This window comes from Pseudactinotalea suaedae (genome assembly GCF_009733815.1).
Lineage (GTDB): Bacteria > Actinomycetota > Actinomycetes > Actinomycetales > Beutenbergiaceae > Pseudactinotalea > Pseudactinotalea suaedae.
In genome coordinates this window covers 169,907-195,530 of sequence record NZ_WNXY01000003.1, presented here as the reverse complement: position 1 = coordinate 195,530, position 25,624 = coordinate 169,907, and the positions used below count along the sequence as shown (strand labels likewise).

Here is a 25,624-nt window from a genome sequence, read left to right as displayed (position 1 = left end):
GCCTCACACCGAGGACAGCGTGAGCTCCATCCGGGGCAGCATCCGACCCGGGATGGAACCGCTGGGCACCTCGCCGGTCCTTCGCGCGCCGAAGCGGGCGTAGAACGGCTCAGCCCCGGGATCGGCGTCGAGGACGACGCGACTCATGCCCCGCCGTCGAGCCTCGTCCAACGCGTGCCCGAGCAAGGCTGCCCCGACCCCCGTGCCGATCCAGGGCGGGTCGACGAACAACGACTGCAGCTCGCCCTCGGGCGCCGCACCGGTCAGCCGCACGAGCCCGGCCAGCTCCTCCCCGACGTAGGCGACCGCCATGTCGCCGGACCGGCAGTCGGCGGCGGTGTAGGTCAGCTCAGCTCGGCAGGCGGCGAGGAAGGCGGCGTCATAGCCCCAGTGCCCCTTGGAGCGCAGCGCCAGCTCGGTGAGCTCGGCCGCCTGGTCCGCACGCGGCGCAAGGATGCGCGGGACGGGTGTCTGCGGCATCGCTCGACAGTACCGCCCAGAGAACGGAAGGCAGCGAGTCGCCCACCTCCGCCACCCCGCTTGTGCCAGAGTTTGACAACGAGGCGATGGGCCTCCGTCCAGAAAGGGGTGTTCCATGGAGTTCACTGTTGGCGGCATCATCGGAACGATCATCTTCGGTGCCGTGATCGGGATCCTCGCTCGCTTGGTCAAGCCCGGCCCACAGCGGGTCAGCATCGTCGCGACCGTGATCATCGGCATCATCGGCGCGGTCGTCGGCTACTTCCTCGCCGGCCTGCTCGGCGTCGAGTCCACCGGCGGCATCGACTGGATCCGTTGGCTCATCTCGATCGTCGTGGCGGTCATCGTGCTCGGCATCTACATCGGCATGAGCGGCGGCAAGGGTCGAGGCGGCACCGCCAGGTAACGACCCGCTCTCCCCACGCACCGCAGGACCTCCGGCACGGCGCCGGGGGTCCTGCGTCGTTGCCAGGGATGCCAGACTGGCCCCGTGGAGGTCATCATCACCAGCGGTCCGGACGAGATCGCCACGATCGGCGCTGACGCGTTCTGCCATCTGCTCGACCGCAAGCCCGAGGCCGTGCTCGGGCTCGCGACCGGGTCGTCACCGCTGACGATCTACGACGAGCTCGTCCGCCGTCACGAGGCGGGGGCGGTCAGCTTCGCGGGCGCGACGGCGTTCACGCTCGACGAGTACGTCGGGCTTCCCGCCGATCATCCGCAGCGGTACCGCAACGTGATCGCCTCCGAGCTCACCGATCGGATCGACATCCACCCGGGCCGGGTGCACGGGCCCGACGGGCTCGCCGAGGACATCGCCGCCGCCTGCGCCGCCTACGACGCCGCGATCGTGCAGGCCGGCGGTGTGGACCTGCAGATCCTCGGCATCGGCACCGATGGTCACATCGCCTTCAACGAGCCGGGGTCCTCGCTGGCTTCACGCACCCGCATCAAGACCCTGACGGCGCAGACCCGCGTGGACAACGCGCGGTTCTTCGGCGGCGACCCCGAGGCGGTGCCGCAGCACTGCCTCACGCAGGGCCTTGCCACGATCATGGAAGCCCGACACCTGCTGCTGGTCGCGACCGGGCGCGCGAAGTCCGAGGCGATCCACCACCTGGTGGAGGGCGCGGTCTCCGCGATGTGGCCCGCGACGATCCTGCAGCACCACCCGAAGGTCACGGTGCTGATCGACGCCGCCGCGGCCTCGCGCCTCGCTCTCTCGGACTACTACCGCGAGACCTACGCGAGCAAGCCCGCCTGGCAGCGGTTCTGACCGCCGTCAGACCACCCGCTGCTTCTGCTCGCCGAGCCCCTCGATGCCGATCTCGATGACGTCGCCCGCGGCCAGGTAGGGGAACCGGCCCGACAGCGCGACGCCCTCGGGCGTACCGGTGTTGATGAGGTCGCCGGGGTCGAGCGTGAGGTACTGGCTCAGGTGCCACACGATCGTGGCGACGTCGAAGATCATGTCCGCCGTCGAGGAGTCCTGACGGGCCTCGCCGTTCACGGTCGACCACAGCCGCAGCGCGTTGGGGTCGGCGAGCTCGCTGACCGGCACCAGGGTGGGGCCGAGCGGGTTGAAGGACGGACCGCACTTGCCCTTGCTCCACTGGCCGCCCGAGTCCTCGAGCTGCCAGGTGCGCTCGGAGAGGTCCTGGCTCGTGACGAACCCGGCGATGTGGTCCCACGCCTGCTCGGGCGAGGCCAGGTAGCTGGCGCGCTTGCCGATGACGACGCCCAGCTCGACCTCCCAGTCGAGCTTCGTCGAGCCCGGGGGGAACGGCACGTCGTCGTACGGGCCGACGACCGTGTTGGGGTGCTTGAAGAACAGGATCGGGACCGACGGCGGGGTGCCACCGGACTCCGCGGCGTGCGCCTCGTAGTTCATCCCGATGCACAGCACCGCGCTCGGCCTGGCGATCGGGGCGCCGACGCGCAGGTCATCGGCTCCCTCGAGCACGGGCAGGGTCGCGATCGCATCCCGGACGCGAGCGACGCCGTCGGCCTCCAGGAAGGCGCCGTCGATGTCGTGGGTGAGCGAGCGCAGGTCGCGGACGACGCCGTCGTGGCGGACGGCGGGGATCTCCTCGCCGAGCTCGCCCAGTCGCAGGAGTTCCATGATGTCCTTCCGTCAGGGTGTGCTCAGCATGTCGCAGGCGGCGCTCGACGGCGGATCGCGACCGGATCGTAGGACGCGCCGGGGCAGGTTGGGTACGTTCGAGGCGTGAGCAGCGCTGACGAGCCGTGGTGGCGGCGAGCCGTGGTCTACCAGGTCTACCCCCGCAGCTTCGCCGACTCCGACGGCGACGGGATCGGCGACATCCCCGGCATCACGTCGCGGCTCGACCACCTGGCCGCGCTCGGTGTCGACGCGGTGTGGCTCTCACCCGTGTACGTCTCGCCGCACGTCGACAACGGGTACGACATCGCCGACTACCAGGCGATCGACCCGGTGTTCGGCACCCTCGAGGACCTCGACGCCCTGATCGCCGCCATGCACGAACGTGGCATGCGGCTGGTCATGGATCTCGTCGTCAACCACACCTCGGACGAGCACCCGTGGTTCGTGGCGTCGCGCGACCCGGCCAACCCCAAGCGCAGCTGGTACTTCTGGCGGCCCGGGCGCCCGGACCCGGACGGCGGGCCGGGGGCGACCCTGCCGCCGAACAACTGGTCCTCGGTGTTCCTGGGGTCGGCCTGGGAGCAGGATGCCGGCGGCAGCTACTACCTGCACTCGTTCGCGGCGAAGCAGCCCGACCTCAACTGGGGCGAGCCGGCGGTGCGGGAGGCCATCTACTCGATGATGCGGTGGTGGCTGGACCGCGGCGTCGACGGCTTCCGCATGGACGTCATCAACCTGATCTCCAAGCCCGAGGGGCTGCCGGACGCGCCGGGCGGGCCGACCGCCGGCAACCAGCTCGAGATGGTCGTCGGCGACCCCGGGCTGCACACCTACCTGGCGGAGATGCGTCGGGAGGTCTTCGACCGCTACCCCGATCGCACCTTCCTCACGGTCGGCGAGATGCTGGCGGTGACCCCCGAGCAGGCGGTGCTGGTCACCGACCCCGAGCGACGCGAGCTCGACATGGTGTTCCAGTTCGAGCACGTCGACGTGGACCACGGCCAGCTCGGCAAGTACGACCCGCAACCGTTGGACCTGCGCGACCTGAAGGCGTCGCTGGCGCGGTGGCAGGTGGCGCTCGCCGAACGGGGCTGGAACTCGCTGTACTTCAACAACCACGACCAGCCGCGCGCGATCTCTCGCTGGGGCGACACCAGCCAGTACTGGCGTGAGTCGGCGACTCTGCTCGCGGGTGTGCTGCACATGCACCGGGGCACCCCGTTCGTGTACCAGGGCGAAGAGATCGGGATGACGAACTACCCGTTCGCGCGCATCGAGGAGTACCGCGACATCGAGGCCGCGCGCGCCTACGAGGTCGCCACCGCCCTCGGTCTGCCCTCGGAGCTGATCCTCGGCACGATGGCGAAGATGAGCCGCGACAACGCCCGCACGCCGATGCAGTGGGACGGCGAGGCGCACGCGGGCTTCACCACCGGGCAGCCGTGGCTGCCCGTCCACCTGAACCACCTGTGGCTGAACGTCGCCGACCAGGTCGAGGACGCCGACTCGGTGCTGTCCTTCTACAAGCGGCTGATCGCCCTCCGCAAGAGCGAGGACGTGCTCACGACAGGAACCTTCACCCTGCTGGAGCCCGACCACAAGCAGCTGTGGGCGTTCCTGCGGGCGGACGAGCGCGATCGCCTGCTCGTCCTCGCGAACTTCTCGGACGACGAGCTCGGTATCCCCGACGGCGATGCCTTCACCGGTCTCGACGGCGGCCGCCTGCTGCTGGGCAACTACCCCGACGGCGGTGCGCCGGGTCCGCTGCGGCCCTGGGAGTTCCGCGCGGTCTACCTGTGAAGCACGGCGGCCGACCGCCGCAACCGTGGGCGACACCCGTCTGGCGCGTGACCGCAGCCCGGACAGGTCCGTCAGGGCCTGTAGCCGCGCACGAACGCGCGCATGTCCTCGGAGATCCAGGCGTCGCGCTCGCCGGCCGTGATAGGCGATCCCGGGGGTCCAGGTCGCGCTGAGACGAGACGGGGGACGTCGCCACCCAGGTCGGGCTGAGCACCTTCGCCGACTTCAACTACACGAATGTCGATGCGACCGAGGCGACCGTCACCGGCGTCTTCGCGCCCGCGGACCGGCATGCAGGCGACCTGTAAGCGCTCCTGGAGGAGGTCTCGGTATGGAGCCGCGCCCTGGCCCCGTGCGCGACGGGGTGCTCGCGACATGAGCGGACGTGCGGCGTGCGCGATCGTGAGGTGCGTGAACGAGTTGGTGTGGACGCGAGCGGTCGGCTTCCGTGCTCGTCGCCGACGCGGTCTCGTCGACCGTCAGTCCAGACCTTCGACGATGCGGAAGTCACGCTCGACGCCACCCGAGAGGGCGGCCAGCGCCTTCTGGTAGGCCGCACTCTCATGCGTCGCGACGGCCTGTTCGAAGCTGTCGAACTCGACGAGGACGGTCCGCTCGGCGATCCCGGCATCATGTGCCACGACGCGGCCGCCACGGACGAGGGTCCGACCGCCCCCGGCCTTGACGGCCGGACGGGCCAGCTCGTTGTAGGCGGCAAGCTTCTCAGGGTTCGAGATGGTGCGGTAGACGCTGACCCAGTAGCCCTTGGGCATGGAACCTCCAGTGCTGAGACGAGTACATCGGACTGAGCGATTGGTCTCGGACGAGCGCCGGTGGGGAGTGCGGCTTGTCGGCGCCGCGCTCACCGGGCCGACGGCTCGATGCGTGGGCCCCGTGGGGCTCGAACCCACAACCCACGGATTAAAAGTCCGCTGCTCTGCCAGTTGAGCTAGAGGCCCGGGCCGCGAGTGCTCGCTCGGGCCGCGGTTGGCAGTCTAGGGCGAGCGACGAGCGCCGCCGTCAGGCCATCTGGATGGCGTCGGTGTGGTCGTCGGTGGGCAGGTCGCCGTCGATCGTGGCCATCACGGACTGCGGCCCCATGAGGATGCCGGAGCCGTAGCTGGACAGGAACGCGGTGTCGGCGGCGTCCCGGCCCGTCGAGATCCGCAGCAGCGCGGGTCGAGGCGCCAGCCGGGTCCCGTCCACCACGTACCACCGGCCGTACACCCACGCCTCGGTCACCGCGTGGAAGTCCATCGGGGCGAGGCCCGGCGCGTACACCGCGACCACCCGGGCGGGGACGTCCAGCCCGCGCAGCAGGGAGGCCGTCAGGTGCGCGTAGTCCCGGCACACGCCCGCTCCGGCCAGGAACGTCTCCACCGAGCCGTCGGTGAACCGGCTCGACCCCGGGACGTAGCGCAGGTGCTGGTGCACGAAGGCCGACACGGCGTCGACGAGCTCCAGCCCGGTCGTCTTCCCGAACTCACGCCGCGCCACCGGCAGCATCCGGTCGGACTCGGCGTACCGGCTGGGCCGCAGGTAGATATCGCGGTCGTCGGGGTTGTCCGGGGCGCTCGTGGGCAGGTTCGCGTCGGAGGTCACGGTCGCGGCGTACCGCACCTGCACCTTCTTGCCCCACGGGGTCTCGGGCGCGAAGTCGAACGTGTGCATCAAGCCGCCGTGCGCCGTCGGGACCTCGACGGGCGTCAACGGCTCGCCGTCGAGCGTGACCGTGAGCGTCTCGTCGATGTCCAGCCCAGGCACCCGCGCGACCGCCATCTGCATCACGACGCGGGTGGCCCCCGCGATCGTGGTGAACGAGACATCGGCACTGACGGTGCGGCGCATCGGACTCTCCTCGTTCGGCTCCGACGAGGATAGGTCCTCGGCACGAGGGTTCAGTCGCCGAAGACCCGCTCGGTGTACGTGTTCCCGAACACCCGACCGGGGTCGACGGCGTCCCTGGTCGTGAGCGCGTCGTCGAACCTGGGGTAGAGCGCGCGGAGGTCGTCGGCGCGGAGGCGGTGCAGCTTGCCCCAGTGCGGCCGGCCCGCGTGCTCAGCCATCATCGCCTCCACGGCGCGGAAGTACCGAGCGAACGGCAGCCACCGGGTCTGGTGGACCGCGATGTAGGCGGTCTCGCGCCGGTGCGCGGTCGAGAGCCAGACGTCGTCGGCCGCGGCGAACCGGACCTCGATCGGGAACGGCACGTTCTCGCCGCTGCGGCCCAGCCACGACCGGATCTCCTCGAGCACCGGGACGACGGCCTGCCGCGGGAGCGCGTACTCCATCTCGCGGAACCGCACCCGTCGGGGCGAGGTGAACACCCGGTGGCTCGCCGCCCGGTACCGCCGCTCGGTCAGCGCCCGCGCCGCGACGTTGTTGACGGCGGGCGTCAGGGCACCGACCGCCGAGCACAGCCCGGTGGTGAGCGCGAGCGCGCCGTTCGAGAGCACCTCGTCGTCGATGAGCCGCCGCACCGGGTGCAGCGGACCCGCGCCGCTGCTGCGCCGGTCGTTCACCTTCGTCTGGGCCACGTCGGTGTGCGGCCACCAGTAGAGCTCGACGTGGTCGTGGCTGTCGACGAGGCCGTCGGGCTCGAGCAACGACTCGAGCACCTCGCCGAGCGGCATCGGCGCCTCGTGAGCCTCGAGCTCGAACGCCGGGACCGCGCGGAGCGTGACGGCGGTCAGCACACCGGCCACCCCCAGCCCCAGTCGGGCGAGCTCGAAGAGGTCGGGCCGCCGGGTGGGGCTGGTCTCGACGATCTCACCGTTCGCCGTCACCAGTCGGAGGGCGCGGACCTGGGTGGCCAGGCCACCCAGCCGCGCGCCGGTGCCGTGGGTGCCGGTGGAGATCGCCCCGGCGATCGACTGCCGGTCGATGTCACCCATGTTCTCCAGCGCGAGCCCGCGCGCAGCGAGCTCGGAGCACAGCCGGCGCAGCCGGATCCCGGCGCCCACCCGGACCTCACGGGAGCCGTCGGCGCCTGCGGCCCCGACATGCTCCACGCGGTTGATCGCGTCGAGGCTCAGCAGGACGCCGTCGGTCGCGGCGCAGTCGGTGAACGAGTGCCCGGCACCGACCGCGCGCACCCGCTTGCCGCGTGCCGCCGCCCACCGCACCACGGCGGCGACCTCCGCGTCGTTCCCGGGTCTCTCGACGACCTCCGGGTCGGCGCTCGCCGTCCTCGCCCAGTTCTGCCACACCATGTGCTGATCCTGCCCCCTCGGCAGGCGGCAAGATTGTGGGCGCACCCATGTCGATCCGGGCTCGTGCCGCTCGACGGTCTTGCAGGAGGGCGCACACGGCGCTCCCGAAACCGAGGAGTACGACCATGAAGTACATGCTGATCATGCGGTCCACCGACGCGGCGCTCGAGGCCTCCAAGGAGATGGACTTCGAGGAGATCATCAACGCGATGGGTCGCTACAACGAGTCCCTGATGAACGCGGGCGTGCTGCTCGCCGGTGAGGGCCTCGCGGAGGCCGAGGAGGGCTTCGTCGTCGACTTCGACGCCGACACCCCGATCGTGACCGATGGCCCCTACGGCGAGACCCACGAGCTGTTCAACGGCTTCTGGATCCTCGAGGTCGCCAGCAAGGAGGAGGCCGCCGAGTGGGCGAGCCGGTGCCCGCTGGGTCCGGGGAGCAAGCTCGAGGTGCGCCGGGTGACCGACGAGAGCGACTTCGCCGACTACGCCGACAACGAGTTCGTCCAGAAGGAGCCGGAGTGGCGTGAGCAGCAGGCCGCCCGCTCCGAGGGCTGACGCGGTCTCCAGCATGACCGACATCCGACGCACGGTCGACGCCGTCTGGCGCATCGAGGGTGCGCAGGTGGTGGCGACCCTGGTCCGCGTGACCGGTGACGTCGGGATGGCGGAGGACCTCGCTCAGGAGGCCGTGGCCGATGCGCTGACCCAGTGGCCGGAGGCGGGCGTCCCGCGCAACGCGGGCGCCTGGCTCACGGCCGTGGCCAAGCGCAAGGCGATCGACGCCTGGCGGCGGCGCGAGCGACAGGACGAGAAGTACCGCACGATCGCGCACGACCTCGCCGAGACCACCGAGGACGAGTGGCAGCCGATCGAGGACGACGTGCTGCGCCTGGTCTTCATGGCCTGCCACCCGGTGCTGTCGCGGCAGGCGCAGGTCTGCCTGACCCTGCGCGCGGTGGGCGGCCTGTCGACCGAGGAGATCGCGCGCATGATGCTGGTGCCGGTCGCCACCGTGCAGCAGCGGATCGTGCGTGCCAAGGCCACGCTCGCGGCGTCGCACGTGCGGTTCGCCTCGCCGGAGCCCGCGGAGTGGGGCGAGCGGCTGGGTGCCGTGCTCGGCGTCGTCTACCTCGTGTTCACCGAGGGCTACGCGGCGACGGCGGGGGACCGGTGGCTGCGCCCCGACCTGGCCAACGAGGCGCTCCGGCTGGGGCGCGTGCTGGCGCGGTTGCTCCCGCAGGAGCCGGAGGCGCACGGGCTGGTGGCGCTGATGGAGCTGCAGGCCTCCCGGTTCGCGGCCCGGGTCGCCGCTGACGGCACCCCGGTGCTGCTGGCCGACCAGGACCGCCGCCGCTGGGACCATGCACAGATCCGCCGCGGACGAGCCGCACTGGCGCGGGTCGACGAGATCGGTCGTGGCCGCGGCAGCTACGCGCTGCAGGCCTCCATCGCCGAGTGCCACGCGATCGCCAGCAGTGTGGAGGCTACGGACTGGGACCGGATCGTGCTGATCTACGAAGCGCTCGGACGGATCGCGCCGAGCCCGATCGTCGACCTCAATCGTGCGGTCGCGGTCTCGATGACCGCAGCCGGTCCCGAGGTCGCGCTACGGCTCGTCGACCGGGTGCGCGACGGCGGCAAGCTCAAGGACTCCGCCTTGCTGCCCAGCGTGCGGGGCGAGCTGCTGTCGCGGCTCGGCCGCACGGAGGAGGCACGCACCGAGCTCGGTGCCGCTGCCCTGCTCGCGACCAACGAGCGTGAGGCCGAGGTGCTCAGGGCCAAGGCAGCCCGTCTCTGAGCGCGCGTTCCTCACCACACAGCCGTTCCGGCGCGGTCCCAGGCGAGTCGCACGACCTCGTTGTCCAGCAGCAGCAGGACGCCGTCCGGCTGAAACACCATCCCTCCGGTCGGGTACGTGTCGCCATAGGTCCACAGGGCCTCGCCGCTGTGGGCATCGACGCCGGCCAAGGCATGGTGCGAGCCCATCATGAGGAGCGTGCTGCCCGCGGCGCCGAGCACGGAGGTGGCGGCGTCGGCAGCCGTCGTCCACAGCACGTCGCCGGTGCCCAGATCCCTCGCCGCGAGCCGGTCGGAGGACTCGCGGTTCGTCCGGGTCACCAGCACACCGTCGACGCGAGCGAGCGGCAGCTCGACGTCGTCCTGCTCGACCTCCGACTCCCAGATCGCCTCCCCGTCGGAAGCGATGCTCAGGTGCAGGCCGTCCCACCTCACCTCGTACGCGCCGTGGGGATCGTCGTCGGGAGCCACCGGGAGGTCCTCGACAAGGACGTTCCCGTCGTCATCCAGCAGGGTGGAGGTCGAGCTCGCCGAGTCGTAGCGGATGTACCCATAGACGCTGTCGTGCACGGACACGTCGGCACGCTCGATGTTCGCGCCGGTCGCCACGTCGACGACGAAGCTGACCACGGCCAGCGACAGATACACCTGCTCACCGAGGACGACGAGCTCAGCGAACGAGGCGTACTCGATCGTGTCCTCGGCGGTGGTCACGTCGCTGAGGTCCGCCGTGCTCACCCAGCGTGGACGACCGGCGGCGTCGACCCGCTGAAGCTCGAGCTCGTCGTCGCGCTCGGTGAGTGCCAGGAGATCGTCGCCGAACGCGACGGCTTCGACGGCGTAGGGCAGGTCGATCCGATGCTGGTCGCCCGTGGTCGGGTCGATCCTGACGACGCGGGCACCGGGTTGCCCTTGCTGCTCGAGGCAGGCGACAGCCTCGCGCACCGTGCAGGTCTGGATGTCGACAGGGACCCGCCAGCGTGCCTCGCCGGTCGTCAGCGACAGCCCCTCCGCGTGGTCGCCGGTGAGCAGCACCACGGTCTCGCCGACCACGCTCAGCCACTGGGGGCCGCCGCGCCACTCCTCGATCGGTGCGCGCCACATCTCCTCCGGCGGCACGGTGGCATCCACCGCGAGCATCCCGACGGTCCCCGACGGATAGCCGTCCAGCGGCAGCCCCTGGTCCGGCGCCACGGCCACACCGGTCACGACGAGCGCTGCCGCCGCGAGCACCCAGGGCGTCGTACCGAGCCACCGCCCGCGTCTGCGTGCGGGCGGGGCCTCGAGCGCGGGATGGTCGGAGCCGACCTCGAACTCGTCCTCGTCGGCCGTGCGCCCCCTCAAGACCATCTGGTCCATCCAGTCAACCTAGGGGAGTCCTCGGCCAGATGAGTCGAGTGAACCGACGCTCATCACCGAGGATGGTGCGGGTGAGGACGAGTGCGGCGCCATGGCAAGAGGCGACGGCCGGGATTCCCGGCCCGGTCGCCGTCGTCGATCTCGAGAGCTTCGAGGCCAATGCCCGTGACCTGCTCGCCCGGGCGCAGGGAACGCCGGTCCGGGTGGCGTCGAAGTCGTTGCGCGTGCGGGCGCTGATCGACAAGGCCCTGGCGAGCCCGGGGTTCGCCGGCGTGATGGCGTTCTCGCTCGCCGAGGCGCTGTGGCTCGTGGAGCAGGGCGTCCGGGACGTGCTGCTCGGATACCCGAGCGTCGACCGGCGCGCCCTCTCCTCGCTGGTGTCCGATACCCGCGCCCGCGAGCAGATCACCCTGATGGTCGACGACGTCGCCCAGGTCGCGCTCGTGGAGCGCGCCATCACGCGAGCCGGGTCACCGGACGGGCCGCCGGTGCAGGTGTGCCTCGACGTCGACGCGGGGCTCCGGTTCGGGCCGGTGCACGTGGGGCCGCGGCGCTCCCCGGTGCATGACGTCGCCGACGCGGTCGCCCTGGCTCGCGCGGTCGAGCGGACCGGGCGGCTGCGGGTGCGAGGGGTGATGTTCTACGAGGGCCAGGTCGCGGGCGTCAACGAGGCGGGTGTGCGCGGACCCGTGGTGCGGGCGATGAAGCGCGCGAGCATGGCACAGCTGGCGCAACGGCGGCCGGCGGTCGTCGGTGCGCTGCAGGCCGAGCTGGGGCGCGCGCTGCTGGTCAACGGCGGCGGCAGCGGCTCGGTCGCCGAGACCGTGGCCGACCCCACGGTCACCGAGGTCACCGCCGGCAGCGGGCTCTACTGCCCGACGTTGTTCGACCACTACCGCGCCTTCACGCCGCGGCCGGCGGCGTACTTCGGGCTCGACGTGGTGCGGCACCCGACCAGGCACATCGCCACGCTGTTCGGCGGCGGCTATCCCGCGTCGGGTCCGGCGGGCTCCGACCGGCTCCCGGCGCCCCTCAGCGGGGGCGCGTACCTGTCGACGGAGGGTGCCGGCGAGGTCCAGACGCCGCTGCGGTACCGCTCGGAGGTGCCCGCGATCGGTGACCGGGTCTGGTTCCGGCACGCGAAAGCCGGCGAGATGATGGAGCGGTTCGACGTCGTCCACCTCGTCCGTGGCGGTCGGATCGAGGAGACCGTGCCGACGTATCGTGGTGAGTCGCGCACGTTCGGGTGAGTGCACGGAATCGTGGTGAAACCGGGGCGTGGACGGAATCGTGTTGAAACCGGAGATGGGGAGGGGCGGGACAGGTGACTGACGGACGGTTCCGGAGGCCCGCGATGCTGTCGCCCGAGCAGGCCGAGGCCATCGTGGGGGACGTCGACCCGGCGCTGCGGTCCGAGGCCGCGCACACCACGGCCGGCGCGATCGTGCACGGGGGGCGGGCGGCCTCCGACGACGCCGAGCTGGTCGACCGGCTCGTGCGCCTGGTCGACACCGAGGGGATCGACACCGTGGCCGCGCTGTGGGCGGACAGCCCGCCCGGGACCCTCCCCGGCGCGCTGTGGCGGCTCTACCTGCTGCGCGAGTGGACCCGGCGGGACCCCCGCACCATCGCCGAGCGCTACCGGCTCGGGGTGGCCCGGGCCGAGGTGGCCGACGCGGTGGCCGGCGTCGCCGACGCCCCGGGGCCGGAGGAGATCCGCACCCTCGCCGACGCCGTGCTCTCGGGCGTGTTCCGCGGCGACCTCGACGTCGCGCTCGAGCGCGCCGGCGCGTTCTGCCGCGTGCTGGCCACCGGGTCGGCGGTCGACGCCGACAGCATGGCCGACGTCGACGACCACGCGGCCACCCGCGTCACGCGCAACGCCGGCGCCCTCCTGGACACCGCGGCCGAGCTCGAGCAGGCCGCCGGCCTGTGGCGCGCCGAACGGCTCGACTGATGGTCGCCCAGGTCGACGCGGACGCGGTCCGCGCGCTCGCGGCCGCCGTGGAGGAGGCCGACGGCGTCGCGGCCTTCTCGGAGCAGACGCTGCTCAACCTCGCAGGCGCACCGGACCGCGAGGTCCACCACCTGCCGGTGCTCGACGACGGCGGCGCCCTGCTCGGGTACGCCCAGCTCGACGGCACCTCGGCCGAGCTGGCCGTGCACCCCGGGCACCGCCGCCACGGTCTCGGCGCCCGTCTGCTGGACGAGGTCCTCGCCCTCGCACCCGCGGCGCAGGTCTGGGCGCACGGCCCCCATCCGGGCGCGGCCCCGCTGGCAACCGGCCGTGGCCTCGCGGTCGTCCGCGAGCTCTGGCTCATGAGGTCACCGCCCCCGACGGCGGCCGTCGCGCCGACCATCCCGAGCGACGTCGTCGTCACCACGTTCGACGCCGACCGCGACGCCGAGGACTGGCTCGCCGTCAACGCCCGCGCCTTCGCCAGCCACCCCGAGCAGGGGCGGATCGGCCGGGCCGACCTCGACGCCCGTCTCGCCGAGCCATGGTTCGACGCCCGCGGCTTCTGGGTGGCGCGCTCCGCCGTCGACGGCGCGCTGCTGGGTTCGATGTGGACCAAGGTGAGCGAGCGGACCGGCGAGATCTACGTGCTGGGCATCGACCCCGCCGCCCAGGGGCGGGGCCTGGGAGGGCTCCTCACCGCCGTCGCGATGCAGAGGTTCGCCGAGCTGGGCCAGCACGAGGTCGACGAGATCGAGCTCTACGTCGAGGGCGACAACGCACCCGCGATCCGGACGTACCAGAAGGCGGGATTCCATCGTCGGCGGGCTGACGTGCAGTACGCGCGGACGTAGGTTGGCAGGGTCGGGAGGAGACACCCCATGGCCCTGCGCTGGTACAGCACCGTCATCGACACCCACGACCCGAGCCGGCTCGCGCGCTGGTGGGCCGAGGCGATCGACTGGCAGGTGATCTACGAGGCCGAGGACGAGGTGGTCCTCATCCCCGGCTACGTCACGGGCGAGGACGACGTGCGCGCGATGGACTGGGAGAAGATCCCGCCCGGACTGGTGTTCGTCAAGGTCCCCGAGCCCAAGACCGGCAAGAACAGGCTCCACCTCGACCTCGCGCCTCACACCACCCAGGACCGCGACGCCGAGATCGCGCGGCTGGAGAGCCTCGGCGCGACCCGGGTGGACGTCGGCCAGGAGGTCGGCGCGAGCTGGACGGTGCTGGCCGACCCCGAGGGCAACGAGTTCTGCGTGCTCTCGGCCCGCGACATGTAGCGAGCGGATCGGCGGGGGCCGGGTTGGGAACCCGCTGTTCACCGGTAGGTGTCACCATGGGCGCATGACCGTGGACGAGGCCACCACCGCCGGGGATGCGAGCGACGTCGATGCAGCAGAGGGAGCTGATGCGGCCGACGCCCGCCGCGCCGAGCTCGCGCTGACACCGTTGCCCGAGGACCGGTTCGCCGATCGCGAGCTCTCCTGGCTGCGCTTCAACGAACGGGTGCTCGAGCTCGCCGAGGATCCGCGCGTGCCGCTGCTGGAACGGGTGCGCTTCCTCGCGATCTTCGCCTCGAACCTGGACGAGTTCTTCATGGTGCGCGTCGCGGGGCTCAAGCGCCGCATCGCCACCGGCATGGCGGTGACCGCCGCGTCCGGGTACACACCCCGGCAGGTGATGGAGCGGATCAGCACCGCCGCTCACGAGCTCACCGCCCGGCACGCACGCGTGTTCACCGACGACGTGCAGCCCGCCCTGCAGGCCCACGGCATCACGCTCGTGCACTTCGACGCGCTCTCGGACTCCGAGAAGGACCGGCTCCACAAGTACTTCCGCCGGATGATCTTCCCGGTGCTGACCCCGCTCGCGGTGGACCCGGCGCACCCCTTCCCCTACATCTCCGGCCTCTCGCTCAACCTCGCCGTGATCGTGCGCAACCCCGGCAGCGGCAAGGAGCACTTCGCGCGCGTCAAGGTGCCGCCGCTGCTGCCGCGGTTCATCGCGGTCGACCCGCGCGGCAAGCCGCGCTCACCCGACGACGTCACGGCAGCCGAGGTGTCCGAGTCCTCCTTCGTGCCGATCGAGGACGTGATCGCCTCCTTCCTCGACTACCTGTTCCCGGGGATGGACGTGGTCGAGCACCACGCGTTCCGCGTCACCCGCAACGAGGACCTCGAGGTGGAGGAGGACGACGCCGAGAACCTCCTCAAGGCGCTGGAGAAGGAGCTGCTGCGGCGCCGGTTCGGCCCGCCCGTGCGGCTCGAGCTGGCCGAGGGCTTCACGCCCAAGCTGCGCGAGATGCTGATCCGGGAGCTCTCGATCGGCGAGCAGGACGTGTACGAGCTGACGCCGCCGCTCGACCTCACGGGTCTCAACGTGATCGCCGATCTCGACCGCGCCGAGCTGACCTACCCCCGCTTCGTGCCCACCACCAACCGGGCGCTGGCCGAGGTCGAGAGCGCCAACCCCACCAACATCTTCGCCGCGATCCGCGCCGGTGACGTGCTGCTGCACCACCCCTACGACTCGTTCTCCACCAGCGTGCAGCAGTTCCTGGAGCAGGCTGCGGCGGACCCGCACGTGCTCGCGATCAAGCAGACGCTGTACCGCACCTCCGGCGACTCCCCGATCGTCGACGCGCTCATCGACGCCGCCGAGGCCGGCAAGCAGGTGCTCGCGATCGTCGAGATCAAGGCCAGGTTCGACGAGCAGGCCAACATCGAGTGGGCGCGCAAGCTGGAGCAGGCGGGCGTGCACGTGGTCTACGGCATCGTGGGCCTCAAGACCCACTGCAAGCTCTCGCTGGTCGTGCGGCAGGAGACCGAGGGGTTGCGCCGCTACTGCCACATCGGCACCGGCAACTACAACCCCAAGACCGCGCGGCTGTACGAGGACCACGGCGTGCTGACCTGCAACCCCGAGGTCGGCCAGGACCTGACCAGGCTGTTCAACCAGCTCTCCGGGTACGCGCCGAAGTCGAAGTTCCACCGGCTCCTCGTGGCGCCCCGCTCGATCCGGACCGGGCTGATCGACCGCATCGAGCGCGAGATCGCGAACCACCTCGCCGGCGAGGAGGCGTGGATCAAGATGAAGATGAACTCCGCCGTCGACGAGGCCACGATCGACGCGCTGTACCGGGCCTCGCAGGCCGGTGTGCCCGTCGACATCGTGGTCCGCGGCATCTGCGCCATCAAGGCGGGCGTGCCAGGGCTCTCGGAGAACATCCGGGTCAGGTCGTTGCTGGGACGCTTCCTCGAGCACTCGCGCATCTTCGCCTTCGCGGCAGGAGGTGAGCCCGAGGTCTTCATCGGCAGCGCCGACCTCATGCACCGCAACCTCGACCGCCGGGTCGAGGTGCTCGTCAGGGTGACCGAGCCCGATCACGTGGCCGAGCTCGTGGGTCTGATCGACGCCTCGATGGCGTCGACGACGGCGTCCTGGCACCTCGTCGACGACCCCGACGAGGGTCAGGTCTGGCGTCGGGTCCATCTCGACGACGACGGCGAGCCCCTCGCCGATCTCCAAGTCTTGCTGATGTCGGCGCACCGCCGTAGCGCCGCGTCCGGGAGGTAGCCCGCGTGGGGAGCCGTCGCAAGGTCGTGCTCGCGGCCGGTGCGGTCCTCTGGCGTGTCCGCAAGCGGACCGTCGAGGTGCTGATCATCCACCGGCCGCGCTACGACGACTGGTCGTGGCCCAAGGGCAAGCTGGAGCCGGGCGAGCCGCTGCCGGCCTGCGCGGTACGCGAGGTGGCCGAGGAGACCGGGACGCACGTGGTCCTCGGGCGCCCGTTGCCCAGCGTCACCTACGAGATCGCGAGCGGTGCCACGAAGGTCTGCCACTACTGGGCCGCGACCGTCCCCGCGGGCGAGGACGTCCACGCGCTCGCCGCCCGGCCCGCGATCAAGCCCTCGAAGAACGAGGTGGACCAGGCGCGGTGGGTGCCGGCGAAGCGGGCGCTCAAGATGCTCACGCGGAAGTCGGACCGCGCCCCGCTCAACGCGCTGCTCGACTACCTCGACGAAGGGCGTCTCGACACCTGGGCGGTGCAGCTCGCACGCCACGGCGAGGCCCGTCCACGCGCGACGTGGACCGATGACGAGGAGAGCCGCCCGCTCACCACGCTCGGCAGGCGCCAGGCCGCCGATCTGGTGCCTCTGCTGTCCGCATTCGGCGCGGAGGAGATCATCACCTCGCCGTGGGCGCGCTGCCACGACACGGTGGCGCCGTACTCGATGGCCACCGGGCTGGCCACGGTCGGCGCACCGCAGCTGACCGAGACGCACGCCAAGGACGACCCCAAGGGCGCCCGCGGGCTCGTCAGCGAGATCCTGCGGGTGCGCCGACCGGGCACCGTGCTCTGCCTGCACCGGCCGACGTTGCCGCTCGTGCTCGACGCGGTCGGCAACCGGAGCGTGTACCGGGTGCGCGAGGTCCTCCCGGAGGAGGACCCCTGGCTGCAGACCGGTGAGCTGCTCGTGCTCCATCTGGCTACCCCCGGCAAGCACAAGGCCCGTGTGGTGGCTGCCGAGCTCCACCGCACCTGAGTTCCGAACCGTCACCCGATCGTTACCTCGCGCGTCGGGCTCCCGCGGTGCCGGTCATCCCGCACCGATCGCATGCCCGACAGGGGCAGGCTGGCTGGTCTCGTGACGAAGGTCACCTGCCTCACCGCGGGTCGTTCACCTGGCGTTCACCTCGGCACGGGGGTGTGGTCACCGACCGGCCCTAGCGTCGGGGCTGCCCGAGTGGCTCGGGCACAGACGAGACGAAGGAACGAACGTGAAGCTTGGACGCATTCGCCCGTTCGCGGCAGTCGCCGCGATGGGTGCCCTGGCGCTGACGGTCGCTGCGTGCGGGCCCCAGAACGCCGACGGTGGCGACACCGGCGGCACGACCGGCGGTTCCGACGAGCCTGCGCTCTCGGGCTCGATCGCGGGCTCTGGTGCCTCCTCCGTTGAGGCCGCGCAGAACGGCTGGCTCGCCGGCTTCGCCGAGCTCCAGCCCGGCGTTAACGTGAGCTACGACCCCACCGGGTCGGGCACCGGGCGCGAGCAGTTCCTCAACTCCACCGTCGTCTTCGCCGGTTCCGACGCGGCGCTCGACGAGGAGGAGCTGACCATGGCTACCGAGCGCTGCTTCGGTGGCGAGGCCCTCGAGCTCCCCCTCTACATCTCGCCGATCGCGGTCGTCTACAACCTCCCCGATGTCGACGTTGAGAACATCAACCTCCCCGCCGAGGTCGTCGCCGGCATGTTCGCCGGCACGGTGACCAGCTGGGACGATCCGGCCATCGCCGAGGCGAACCCGGACGTCGAGCTCCCCGCCATCGACGTCATCCCGGTCAACCGCTCGGACGACTCCGGCACCACGGAGAACTTCACCGAGTACCTCTCGGCGGTCGCCCCCGATGTCTGGACCTATGGCCCGATCGAGACCTGGCCCATCCCCGGCACGCAGTCCGGCGCGCAGACCTCCGGTCTGTTCGACGTGGTCTCCGGCGCTGAGGGTGCCGTCGGCTACATCGACGCCTCCCGCGCCGGTGAGCTCGGCACCGCCGCGATCGGCGTCGGTGACGACTTCGTGCCGTTCTCCCCGGAGGCCGCCGCCGCTATCGTGGACGCCTCCCCGGCCACCGAGGACGCGACCGACCTGCGTCTGACGATCGAGCTCGAGCGCGACACCACCGAGGCGGGCACCTACCCGATCGTGCTGATCTCGTACCTGATCGCATGCTCGACCTACGACAACGAGGAGGACGCCGCGAACGTGGCCGCCTACCTCTCCTACATCGCGAGCCCTGAGGGCCAGGACCGAGCTGCCGACCCCGAGGTCGCCGGTTCGGCCCCGATCTCGGACGACCTGCGCACGCGGGTCATGGCCGCGATCGAGCAGATCACGGTCGCTGGCTGACCTGTGACCTTCACACGTGGGGCGGGGGCTTTCGGGTCTCCGCCCCACGTGGTGTCATGACCCGATGGTGAGGAGGATGAGCGCATGGCAGCTGTGACCGATGAGCCCGCAATCCGGCGGGGGCCCGCCCCCGGCAGGCTGGGCAACTCGATCTTCAAGGGCTTCTCGCTCGGATCGGGGATCGTCATCGTGGTCCTTCTCGGGCTGGTGGCGGGATTCCTGCTGTACCGGTCGCTCCCGGCGATCCTCGCGAGCCGCGAACAGCTCGAGGGCGTCGGGTTCATGCAGGGCCGCGATCTGCTCAGCTACGTGCTGCCGCTGGCCTTCGGAACCGTGCTGTCCTCGGCGATCGCGCTGATCGTCGCCGTCCCGCTCAGCATCGGGATCGCGCTGTTCATCTCGCACTACGCCCCCCGCCGGCTGGCGCAGGGGCTGGGCTATCTCGTCGACCTGCTGGCAGCGATCCCGTCCGTGGTGTTCGGGCTCTGGGGGGTCGCGTTCCTCATGCCGCTCGTCGGGCCGGTGTTCGCCTGGCTGAGCGAGAACATGGGCTGGTTCCCGCCGTTCTCGGACTACCAGGCGCCTGCGCGCAACCTCGCCACCGCCGGTCTGGTGCTGGCGGTGATGATCCTGCCGATCATCACGGCCACGATCCGCGAGGTCTTCCTCCAGACGCCCACCCTGCACGAGGAGGCCTCGCTGGCTCTCGGCGCGACCCGGTGGGAGATGATCCGCCAGGCGGTGCTGCCGTTCGGTCGCTCCGGCATCATCTCGGCCGCGATGCTGGGGATGGGGCGAGCGCTGGGCGAGACGATGGCGGTGCTGCTCGTGCTGTCACCCGGGTTCGTCATCAACTTCTTCGTGCTCCAACCAGGGCAGCACCAGTCGATCGCCGCGAACATCGCCAGTCAGCTACCGGAGGCCAGCGGCCTCGGGGTGGACGTGCTCATCGCGACCGGCCTGTTCCTGTTCCTGCTCACGTTCTTCGTCAACCTCGCGGCACGGGCGATCATCGCCCGCCGCGCCGAGTTCTCCGGGGCGAACTGATGTCGGCCGTCTCCACTCCGCCCCGACCCGTCCGACGCACCCGACGCCTGCCGTCGTTCGTCCCCTGGGCCGTGCTCGCCGGCTCGGTCGTCGTCGGCGTCCTGCTCTCGCTTCTGAGCGGGGAGCTGACCCCGACCGGCGCCATCCTGTTCGGCGCCGTCGTCTACGCGATCGCCATCACGGCGATCTCCGCGTCCGTCGAGGGCGGGCGGTGGGCGCGCGACCGTCTCGCCACCACGCTCGTGACCGGCGCGTTTCTCATCGCCACCATCCCGTTGATCTCGCTCGTGGCGCTCGTCGCGACCCGAGGCTCGTTGCGATTCGGTTGGCGGTTCCTCAACGACGACATGGTCGGCATCTTCGGGGCGATGACCGAGGGCGGCGTCTACCACGCCATCATCGGCACGGTCTACGTGACGGGCATCGCGGCGATCGTCGCGATCCCGCTGGGGATCCTCACCGCCGTCTACCTCGTGGAGTACGCGCAGCCAGGTCCGCTGAAGCGGGCCATCACGGTCCTCGTGGACGTGATGACCGGCATCCCCTCGATCGTGGCCGGACTGTTCGCCTACACGGTCTTCGTCATCTTCGTCGGGCCGCAGTACAAGTCGGCACTCATCGGCGGGGTCGCACTCGCGCTGCTCATGACGCCGGTGGTGGTGCGCTCCGTCGAGGAGATGCTGCGACTCGTGCCGAACGAGCTGCGCGAGGCGGCCTACGCGCTCGGGGTGCCGAAGTGGCTGACCATCGTCAAGGTCGTGCTGCGGACGGCGATCGCCGGCATCACCACGGGCATCATGATCTCGATCGCCCGCGTGATCGGCGAGACGGCCCCGCTCCTGGTGACGGTCGGCCTGGTCAACAACGTGAACTTCGATGCATTCGACGGCAGGATCGCCACCCTGCCGGTGTACGTCTTCCGTCAGTACGCACAGGGCGGCGTCTCGGTGGACCGGGCCTGGGCGGCCGCGCTCACCCTCATCATCATCGTCATGCTGCTCAACCTGGTCGCCCGCCTGGTGAGCAAGTTCTTCTCCCCCAAGGGCGTCCGCTGAGGCGGGCCTCCACCCACAGGAGCCAGCAACCGTGTCCAAGCGCATCGACGTCAGCGATCTCAACGTCTACTACGGCGACTTCCTCGCCGTGGAGGGCGTCACCATGGCCATGGAAGCCAGGTCGGTGACCGCCCTGATCGGCCCCTCCGGCTGCGGGAAGTCCACCTTCCTGCGCACCCTCAACCGCATGCACGAGGTGATCCCCGGCGCGCGGGTAGAGGGCAAGGCCGTCATGGACGGCGTGGACCTCTACGGCAAGGGCGTGGACCCGGTCGAGGTCCGCCGTCAGGTGGGTATGGTCTTCCAGCGCCCGAACCCGTTCCCCACGATGTCGATCGCGGACAACGTGCTCGCGGGCGTCAAACTGAACAACCGGCGGATGCCGCGAGCGCTCGCGCAGGAGACCATCGAGAAGGCGCTGGTCGGCGCGAACCTCTGGAACGAGGTCAAGGACCGGCTCGAGCGCCCGGGGTCGTCGCTGTCCGGCGGCCAGCAGCAGCGGCTGTGCATCGCTCGCGCGATCGCGGTCGAGCCGCAGGTGCTGCTGATGGACGAGCCGTGCTCGGCCTTGGACCCGATCTCCACGCTGGCGATCGAGGACCTGATGAACGAGCTGAAGAACGACTACACGATCGTCATCGTCACCCACAACATGCAGCAGGCGGCGCGCGTGTCGGACCGCACCGGGTTCTTCAACATCGCCGGGACCGGCAAGCCGGGTCACCTGATCGAGATGGACGACACCTCGGTGATGTTCTCGAGCCCGTCGGAGAAGGCCACCGAGGACTACATCTCCGGACGCTTCGGGTGAGCCGATTGGCCGGGTCTGCAGCCCCGACCGGGTCAGCGGCTACTCACCGCTGAAGGTGGCGTCCTGCGCATAGGCGCGCATCGCGTCACGCACGAAGGTGGCTCCTTCGGCGCCGCCGTAGCTCGCCGCGAACCGCTCGTCCGCGACGTACATGTCGGCCAGTCCTAGGAAGTAGCCGCGTGACACCGCGCCCGCGGAGTCACCGAGCCACGCGTGGTGGCGGGCGCTGATCGCCCGTACCTGCTCGTCCCCGGGGTCGAGCCCCTCAGCCGCGGCCCGGGCGTAGTCGCCGGCGATCTCGAGCTGACGCTGCTGGAACGCCTTCTTCTCGGGGTCGCTGAGCGAGCGCCACCAGGCGTCGCTCTTGGCGTACGCCTCGCGTCCCCAACGCTGCTCGACCTCCTCCTTGTACTGGGTGTGGTCGAACCCGTCGAACATCTCCTCTGCCATGATCTGTTCACCTCCTTCCTTCTTGATCACCGTGGTCCGCACCGACGCGATCTGTCGATCGAGCCGGTCCCGCTCCTGATGGAGCAGCTCCAGGTGGGTCCGTAGCGCGGCCACCTCGTCCTGCGCGCTTCTCAGCACGGCGGCGATGGTGCCCAGCCCGAGGCCCAGCTCGCGCAGCAGCAGGATGCGCTGCAGCCGGAGCAGGCTCTCGCCGTCGTAGTAGCGGTAGCCGTTAGCCCCGATTCGTGACGGCTCCAGCAGCCCGATCTGGTCGTAGTGACGCAGCGTGCGACTGGTCGTTCCGGTGAGCCGGGTGATCTCGTGCATCGACCATTCCGTCTCGGTCGAGACGGGTGTCTCGAGCGTGGTCTCGGTGCTGCTCATCGGTCCCTCCTGGTTCGGTGGGACCAGTCTGAACCTTGACGTCGCGTCAAAGTCAACCCGGTGATGCCGGGAGATCAGACGTGCGTCAGCACGAGGTCGCGCGGAGGTCTGCTCAGAGCCCGGAGCCCTCGAAGGACTCGGTCGTCGTCGACAGGTCGGGGTAGAAGGCGAGGCAGATGATCTCGCGGTCACCCACGGCCCAGGTGTCCTGCGAGGGGGAGAGGCCGTCGAGCTCGAGGGTGGACTCGGCGGGCGGCACGCCGACGAACTCCTCGAACGCCGCTCCGCACTCGTCGAGGACCAGGGTGGCCAGGGCGTCGTCGCCCGGGTACTCGCCGTCCGGGAGCGCGATGACCGCGAACACCTGGGCGTCGTGCTCCTCGGTGCAGTCGACGGTGGGGATCTCGCTGACGCCGCCACCACCGAGGAGGTCGACGGCGTTCAGGCAGGCACCCACCTCGGCGGTCGGGACGTCCTCGAGGCCGGGGGTGCCGGTGGCGTCCGGTTCGGGGCTGGTGGCCTCGTCGGTGGGCTCCTCGGAGGTCGGTACCTCGCTGGCGCCGTCGCCACGGGGTTCCTCGCTCGTGCCGGTCGTCGTGGACGGGCTGACCGTCGGCGTCGGGTCCTCGCCGCCGTCGCCGCACGCGACGAGCGAGGCGACGAGCGCCGCTCCGACGGCGATCCTCACGAGGGCGGGGACGCTGCTGGCTCGACTCGCACGCACTGGCTCATCCTCCCCGTCACGACACCGGCCGCATCGGCTCGGCCGGACTGTCACGCTACCCGAGGGATCGGGGGGACGTCAGGACGTCGGACGGCCCCGACCATCCTGCTGAGCAGGGCGATCGGGGCCGTCGTCGGTGCGTGGGTCGGGTCAGATGCCCGAGCCCTCCCAGGACTCGGTGGCGTCCTCGGCCGAGACGGCGAAGCACAGCACCTCGCGGTCGTCCGCCTGGTTCCAGGTGTCCTCGGTCGGGTGGATGTAGCTGACCTCGAGGGAGGACTCATCGTAGGCAGCGCCGATGAAGCTCTCGAACTCGGTCACGCAACCCTCGTCGGCGGCGGCCTTGATCGCGTCCAGACCGGGGAAGTCGCCGTCGTCGAGGTCGAACTTCCCGACGACCTGGGCGTCGTGCGCCTCGCCGCAGTCGACGGTGGGGATCTCGGTGATCTCCTCGCCGAGCTCCGAGGTGACGATGCACTCACCGACCTCGGCGCTCGCGACCTGGCCGCCCCCGCAGGCGGCGATCGAGCTGATGAGTCCCACCCCGGCCAGCGCGGCGAGTGTGGTCGAGATGAGGCGGTTCTTCACGTTCGTGGACTCCCTGAGAAGGTGGCTGCGTGCCGGACGCCGATGAGTCTAGGCGCAACCCCGCGACCGGAGCCCGGTCCGTGATGGGGACCTCTATCCCGGCCCGGACGCCGTGCCGGCGTGCGCTCAGAGGAACAGCGAGAGCACCAGGTACAGCCCGGCGGCCACGCCGGCGGCGGCCGGGATCGTCAGCACCCAGGCGACGGCGATGCTGCGGGCCACGCCCCACCGCACGGCCGAGAGCCGCTTGGTCGCGCCGACGCCCATGATCGCCGAGGTGATGGTGTGCGTCGTCGAGACCGGGGCGTGGAACACGAAGGCCGTGGTGTACAGCACGGACGCGGCGACCGACTCCGCGACGAAGCCTCGCGCCGGGTCGAGCTCGATGACCCGGCGTCCCAGCGTGCGCATGATCCGCCAGCCGCCGGCGTAGGTGCCGGCGGAGATCGCCAGGGCCGCGGCGAGCTTGACCCACAGCGGGATGTCGGTGGTGCTCTGGAACCCGCCGACGACCAGCGCCAGCACGATGACACCCATCGTCTTCTGGGCGTCCTGCAGCCCGTGGCCCAGCGCCATCGCGCCCGCGGAGATCGTTTGGGCGATCCGGAACCGCCGGAACGTGCGACCGGGCGCCGAGTTCCTGAAGATCCAGAGCACCGCGATCATCAGCGCGAACGCGAGCCCGAAGCCCACCAGCGGCGACACGACCATCGGGATGACGACCTTCTCGAGGATCACCGGCCAGTGCACGTCGGTCAGCGACGCGATGCCGGCGCCCATCAGGCCGCCGATCAGCGCGTGCGAGGAGGAGGAGGGCAACCCCCGCCACCAGGTGATGAGGTTCCACACGATCGCGCCGACCAGCCCCGAGAGCACGACGACGAGCCCGTGCGGTCCCGTCGGCGCGTCGATGATGCCGCTGCCGATCGTCTCGGCGACACCGGTGCCCAGCAGCGCGCCGATGAGGTTCATCACCGCTGCGAGCAGCAGCGCCGCTCGGGGCGTCAGGGCACGGGTCGAGACCGACGTGGCGATCGCGTTGGCCGCGTCGTGGAAGCCGTTCGTGTAGTCGAACGTCAGGGCGATGACGACGACGAGGACGACCAGGATGAAGGTGAGGTCCACCGCTCCTCAGGACTCCTTGAGGAAGATGGTCTCGATCGTGTTGGCGACACGCTCGAAGCTGTCGGCCGCGTCCTCGAGCGAGTCCACGATGCCCTTGAGCTTGAGCATCTCGACGACGCCGGCCGGGCTCTCCTGATAGATCGGGTCCGAGAACAGCAGGGCGGTCAGCCCGCGGTAGGCGCGGTCACCCTCGTTCTCGAGGCGGTTGATCTCGATCCAGTACTCCTCGAGACCCTCCAGCGAGCGCAGCCGCGGCATCGCGTCCGCGGTCAGCTCGGCCGCTCGCTGCAGCGTGGTGACCTGGTCGTTCACGCCCTCGGGCAGGCCCTCGACGGCGTAGAGCACGATCATCGCGCCCGCAGCCTCCATGAAGTCCATGCAGTCGTCCAGCGCCGAGCTGAGCACGTAGATGTCGTCACGGTCGAAGGGCGTGACGAAGGTCTGGTTGAGGCGACGCATGATCGAGTGCGTCGCGTCATCGGCGTCGTGCTCGGCGTCACGGAGCCGATCGGCCAGCACCGATCGATCGGCCGGCTCGGCGCCGACGATCTGAGCGAGCAGGTCCGCGCCGGTGACCAGGTGCGCGGCCAGCGTCGAGAACAGGTCGAAGAAGGTGGTGTCGCGCGGCGTCAGACGCAGGCGCATGGGGAGATCTCCGTGTGTGAGGGGCCGCGGACCGGTGCCCAGGCTAGGGCACGAGACGACCACGTGAGGGGCATCTGTCACCTCGCGGCCCGTCCCCGGCCACATTCTGCTCGTGTGGTGTTCACCACGGGCGAGAAGGACCCG

Annotated in this window: 26 protein-coding genes and 1 tRNA gene; 15 read left to right on the top strand and 12 right to left on the bottom strand. The window is 70.7% G+C overall.

Annotated elements, in window-relative coordinates; all coding sequences use genetic code 11:
* Nucleotides 1–3 precede the first annotated feature (3 nt).
* Nucleotides 4–480 carry a GNAT family N-acetyltransferase gene (locus GPA04_RS06465; protein ID WP_156223263.1) on the bottom strand — a complete coding sequence of 159 codons (477 nt, stop codon included), beginning with the start codon at nt 478–480 and terminating at the stop codon, nt 4–6.
* 115 nt (nt 481–595) lie between these two features.
* On the opposite strand from GPA04_RS06465, the gene GPA04_RS06460 reads away from it, so the two are divergent.
* Together GPA04_RS06460 and nagB are read left to right on the top strand one after the other, a co-directional pair.
* Nucleotides 596–886: a GlsB/YeaQ/YmgE family stress response membrane protein gene (locus tag GPA04_RS06460; protein WP_156223262.1), complete on the top strand. Its 291-nt coding sequence runs from the start codon at nt 596–598 to the stop codon at nt 884–886.
* Nucleotides 887–970: 84 nt separating this feature from the next.
* The gene (gene nagB, locus GPA04_RS06455; protein ID WP_156223261.1) at nt 971–1,756 is read left to right on the top strand and encodes a glucosamine-6-phosphate deaminase; all 786 of its coding nucleotides are present in this window, start codon (nt 971–973) and stop codon (nt 1,754–1,756) included.
* A 6-nt stretch (nt 1,757–1,762) separates the two neighbouring features.
* Here the strand turns inward: nagB and GPA04_RS06450 are convergent, their stop codons facing one another.
* A complete protein-coding gene (locus tag GPA04_RS06450) occupies nt 1,763–2,602 on the bottom strand; it encodes a fumarylacetoacetate hydrolase family protein (RefSeq protein WP_156223260.1) in 840 nt (279 codons plus the stop codon).
* 105 nt (nt 2,603–2,707) lie between these two features.
* On the opposite strand from GPA04_RS06450, the gene GPA04_RS06445 reads away from it, so the two are divergent.
* A complete protein-coding gene (locus GPA04_RS06445; RefSeq protein WP_156223259.1) occupies nt 2,708–4,405 on the top strand; it encodes a glycoside hydrolase family 13 protein in 1,698 nt (565 codons plus the stop codon).
* Nucleotides 4,406–4,884: 479 nt separating this feature from the next.
* Here the strand turns inward: GPA04_RS06445 and GPA04_RS06440 are convergent, their stop codons facing one another.
* The 4 genes from GPA04_RS06440 to GPA04_RS06425 all read right to left on the bottom strand — a co-directional run bounded on the left by GPA04_RS06440 (nt 4,885) and on the right by GPA04_RS06425 (nt 7,617).
* The gene (locus GPA04_RS06440; protein WP_156223258.1) at nt 4,885–5,178 is read right to left on the bottom strand and encodes a DUF1330 domain-containing protein; all 294 of its coding nucleotides are present in this window, start codon (nt 5,176–5,178) and stop codon (nt 4,885–4,887) included.
* A 113-nt stretch (nt 5,179–5,291) separates the two neighbouring features.
* Nucleotides 5,292–5,364, bottom strand: a tRNA-Lys gene (locus GPA04_RS06435).
* Between the two features lie 61 nt (nt 5,365–5,425).
* Entirely contained in the window at nt 5,426–6,253 is an 828-nt protein-coding gene (locus GPA04_RS06430) for a transglutaminase-like domain-containing protein (RefSeq protein ID WP_156223257.1), read from the bottom strand.
* Between the two features lie 50 nt (nt 6,254–6,303).
* The gene (locus GPA04_RS06425; RefSeq protein WP_156223256.1) at nt 6,304–7,617 is read right to left on the bottom strand and encodes a D-arabinono-1,4-lactone oxidase; all 1,314 of its coding nucleotides are present in this window, start codon (nt 7,615–7,617) and stop codon (nt 6,304–6,306) included.
* A 125-nt stretch (nt 7,618–7,742) separates the two neighbouring features.
* Between GPA04_RS06425 and GPA04_RS06420 the strand changes: the two genes are divergently transcribed.
* Nucleotides 7,743–8,174, top strand: coding sequence for a YciI family protein (locus tag GPA04_RS06420; RefSeq protein ID WP_156223255.1), 432 nt, complete (start codon nt 7,743–7,745; stop codon nt 8,172–8,174).
* 13 nt (nt 8,175–8,187) lie between these two features.
* Nucleotides 8,188–9,417, top strand: coding sequence for an RNA polymerase sigma factor (locus GPA04_RS06415; protein ID WP_156223254.1), 1,230 nt, complete (start codon nt 8,188–8,190; stop codon nt 9,415–9,417).
* An 11-nt stretch (nt 9,418–9,428) separates the two neighbouring features.
* On the opposite strand, the gene GPA04_RS06410 is transcribed toward GPA04_RS06415, so the two are convergent.
* The gene (locus GPA04_RS06410; RefSeq protein WP_156223253.1) at nt 9,429–10,775 is read right to left on the bottom strand and encodes an outer membrane protein assembly factor BamB family protein; all 1,347 of its coding nucleotides are present in this window, start codon (nt 10,773–10,775) and stop codon (nt 9,429–9,431) included.
* Between the two features lie 62 nt (nt 10,776–10,837).
* Here GPA04_RS06410 and GPA04_RS06405 point away from each other — a divergent pair, with 62 nt between their 5' ends.
* From GPA04_RS06405 to pstB, 10 genes are all read left to right on the top strand, one after another.
* A complete protein-coding gene (locus tag GPA04_RS06405; protein WP_156223252.1) occupies nt 10,838–12,025 on the top strand; it encodes an alanine racemase in 1,188 nt (395 codons plus the stop codon).
* Between the two features lie 104 nt (nt 12,026–12,129).
* A complete protein-coding gene (locus GPA04_RS06400; RefSeq protein WP_156223509.1) occupies nt 12,130–12,732 on the top strand; it encodes a hypothetical protein in 603 nt (200 codons plus the stop codon).
* A complete protein-coding gene (gene mshD, locus GPA04_RS06395; protein WP_156223251.1) occupies nt 12,732–13,586 on the top strand; it encodes a mycothiol synthase in 855 nt (284 codons plus the stop codon). Before GPA04_RS06400 ends, mshD begins: the two co-directional genes overlap by 1 nt.
* 27 nt (nt 13,587–13,613) lie before the next feature.
* Entirely contained in the window at nt 13,614–14,018 is a 405-nt protein-coding gene (locus tag GPA04_RS06390) for a VOC family protein (RefSeq protein WP_156223250.1), read from the top strand.
* A 64-nt stretch (nt 14,019–14,082) separates the two neighbouring features.
* A complete protein-coding gene (locus GPA04_RS06385; RefSeq protein ID WP_156223249.1) occupies nt 14,083–16,314 on the top strand; it encodes an RNA degradosome polyphosphate kinase in 2,232 nt (743 codons plus the stop codon).
* Nucleotides 16,315–16,319: 5 nt separating this feature from the next.
* The gene (locus tag GPA04_RS06380) at nt 16,320–17,285 is read left to right on the top strand and encodes an NUDIX hydrolase (protein ID WP_156223248.1); all 966 of its coding nucleotides are present in this window, start codon (nt 16,320–16,322) and stop codon (nt 17,283–17,285) included.
* 235 nt (nt 17,286–17,520) lie between these two features.
* Nucleotides 17,521–18,651, top strand: coding sequence for a phosphate ABC transporter substrate-binding protein PstS (locus GPA04_RS06375; protein ID WP_366464383.1), 1,131 nt, complete (start codon nt 17,521–17,523; stop codon nt 18,649–18,651).
* 84 nt (nt 18,652–18,735) lie between these two features.
* Entirely contained in the window at nt 18,736–19,698 is a 963-nt protein-coding gene (pstC, locus tag GPA04_RS06370; RefSeq protein ID WP_156223247.1) for a phosphate ABC transporter permease subunit PstC, read from the top strand.
* On the top strand, nt 19,698–20,753 hold the full coding sequence (gene pstA, locus GPA04_RS06365; protein WP_156223246.1) for a phosphate ABC transporter permease PstA: 1,056 nt from the start codon (nt 19,698–19,700) through the stop codon (nt 20,751–20,753). The genes pstC and pstA overlap by 1 nt, the downstream gene beginning before the upstream one ends.
* 31 nt (nt 20,754–20,784) lie before the next feature.
* Nucleotides 20,785–21,564: a phosphate ABC transporter ATP-binding protein PstB gene (pstB, locus tag GPA04_RS06360; RefSeq protein ID WP_156223245.1), complete on the top strand. Its 780-nt coding sequence runs from the start codon at nt 20,785–20,787 to the stop codon at nt 21,562–21,564.
* Nucleotides 21,565–21,603: 39 nt separating this feature from the next.
* Here the strand turns inward: pstB and GPA04_RS06355 are convergent, their stop codons facing one another.
* From GPA04_RS06355 to GPA04_RS06335, 5 genes are all read right to left on the bottom strand, one after another.
* Nucleotides 21,604–22,398 (bottom strand): MerR family transcriptional regulator, encoded by a 795-nt coding sequence (locus GPA04_RS06355; RefSeq protein ID WP_156223244.1) that lies wholly within the window; start codon nt 22,396–22,398, stop codon nt 21,604–21,606.
* 112 nt (nt 22,399–22,510) lie between these two features.
* On the bottom strand, nt 22,511–23,122 hold the full coding sequence (locus GPA04_RS06350; protein WP_206674142.1) for a septum formation family protein: 612 nt from the start codon (nt 23,120–23,122) through the stop codon (nt 22,511–22,513).
* Between the two features lie 150 nt (nt 23,123–23,272).
* Nucleotides 23,273–23,710 (bottom strand): septum formation family protein, encoded by a 438-nt coding sequence (locus tag GPA04_RS06345; RefSeq protein WP_156223242.1) that lies wholly within the window; start codon nt 23,708–23,710, stop codon nt 23,273–23,275.
* Nucleotides 23,711–23,836: 126 nt separating this feature from the next.
* Entirely contained in the window at nt 23,837–24,835 is a 999-nt protein-coding gene (locus GPA04_RS06340; RefSeq protein WP_156223241.1) for an inorganic phosphate transporter, read from the bottom strand.
* Nucleotides 24,836–24,841: 6 nt separating this feature from the next.
* A complete protein-coding gene (locus GPA04_RS06335) occupies nt 24,842–25,480 on the bottom strand; it encodes a DUF47 domain-containing protein (RefSeq protein ID WP_156223240.1) in 639 nt (212 codons plus the stop codon).
* Between the last annotated feature and the right edge of the window lie 144 nt (nt 25,481–25,624).

What these genes read in the sequence shown, in the direction of transcription:
- GPA04_RS06430 (WP_156223257.1), bottom strand. Translation starts at nt 6,253, where the DNA reads ATGCGCCGCACCGTCAGTGCCGATGTCTCGTTCACCACGATCGCGGGG.
- pstA (WP_156223246.1), top strand. Translation starts at nt 19,698, where the DNA reads ATGTCGGCCGTCTCCACTCCGCCCCGACCCGTCCGACGCACCCGACGC.
- GPA04_RS06410 (WP_156223253.1), bottom strand. Translation starts at nt 10,775, where the DNA reads ATGGACCAGATGGTCTTGAGGGGGCGCACGGCCGACGAGGACGAGTTC.
- pstC (WP_156223247.1), top strand. Translation starts at nt 18,736, where the DNA reads ATGGCAGCTGTGACCGATGAGCCCGCAATCCGGCGGGGGCCCGCCCCC.
- GPA04_RS06400 (WP_156223509.1), top strand. Translation starts at nt 12,130, where the DNA reads ATGCTGTCGCCCGAGCAGGCCGAGGCCATCGTGGGGGACGTCGACCCG.
- GPA04_RS06415 (WP_156223254.1), top strand. Translation starts at nt 8,188, where the DNA reads ATGACCGACATCCGACGCACGGTCGACGCCGTCTGGCGCATCGAGGGT.
- GPA04_RS06385 (WP_156223249.1), top strand. Translation starts at nt 14,083, where the DNA reads ATGACCGTGGACGAGGCCACCACCGCCGGGGATGCGAGCGACGTCGAT.
- GPA04_RS06460 (WP_156223262.1), top strand. Translation starts at nt 596, where the DNA reads ATGGAGTTCACTGTTGGCGGCATCATCGGAACGATCATCTTCGGTGCC.
- mshD (WP_156223251.1), top strand. Translation starts at nt 12,732, where the DNA reads ATGGTCGCCCAGGTCGACGCGGACGCGGTCCGCGCGCTCGCGGCCGCC.
- GPA04_RS06450 (WP_156223260.1), bottom strand. Translation starts at nt 2,602, where the DNA reads ATGGAACTCCTGCGACTGGGCGAGCTCGGCGAGGAGATCCCCGCCGTC.
- GPA04_RS06425 (WP_156223256.1), bottom strand. Translation starts at nt 7,617, where the DNA reads ATGGTGTGGCAGAACTGGGCGAGGACGGCGAGCGCCGACCCGGAGGTC.
- GPA04_RS06390 (WP_156223250.1), top strand. Translation starts at nt 13,614, where the DNA reads ATGGCCCTGCGCTGGTACAGCACCGTCATCGACACCCACGACCCGAGC.
- GPA04_RS06405 (WP_156223252.1), top strand. Translation starts at nt 10,838, where the DNA reads ATGGTGCGGGTGAGGACGAGTGCGGCGCCATGGCAAGAGGCGACGGCC.
- GPA04_RS06440 (WP_156223258.1), bottom strand. Translation starts at nt 5,178, where the DNA reads ATGCCCAAGGGCTACTGGGTCAGCGTCTACCGCACCATCTCGAACCCT.
- GPA04_RS06335 (WP_156223240.1), bottom strand. Translation starts at nt 25,480, where the DNA reads ATGCGCCTGCGTCTGACGCCGCGCGACACCACCTTCTTCGACCTGTTC.
- GPA04_RS06420 (WP_156223255.1), top strand. Translation starts at nt 7,743, where the DNA reads ATGAAGTACATGCTGATCATGCGGTCCACCGACGCGGCGCTCGAGGCC.
- GPA04_RS06465 (WP_156223263.1), bottom strand. Translation starts at nt 480, where the DNA reads ATGCCGCAGACACCCGTCCCGCGCATCCTTGCGCCGCGTGCGGACCAG.
- GPA04_RS06355 (WP_156223244.1), bottom strand. Translation starts at nt 22,398, where the DNA reads ATGAGCAGCACCGAGACCACGCTCGAGACACCCGTCTCGACCGAGACG.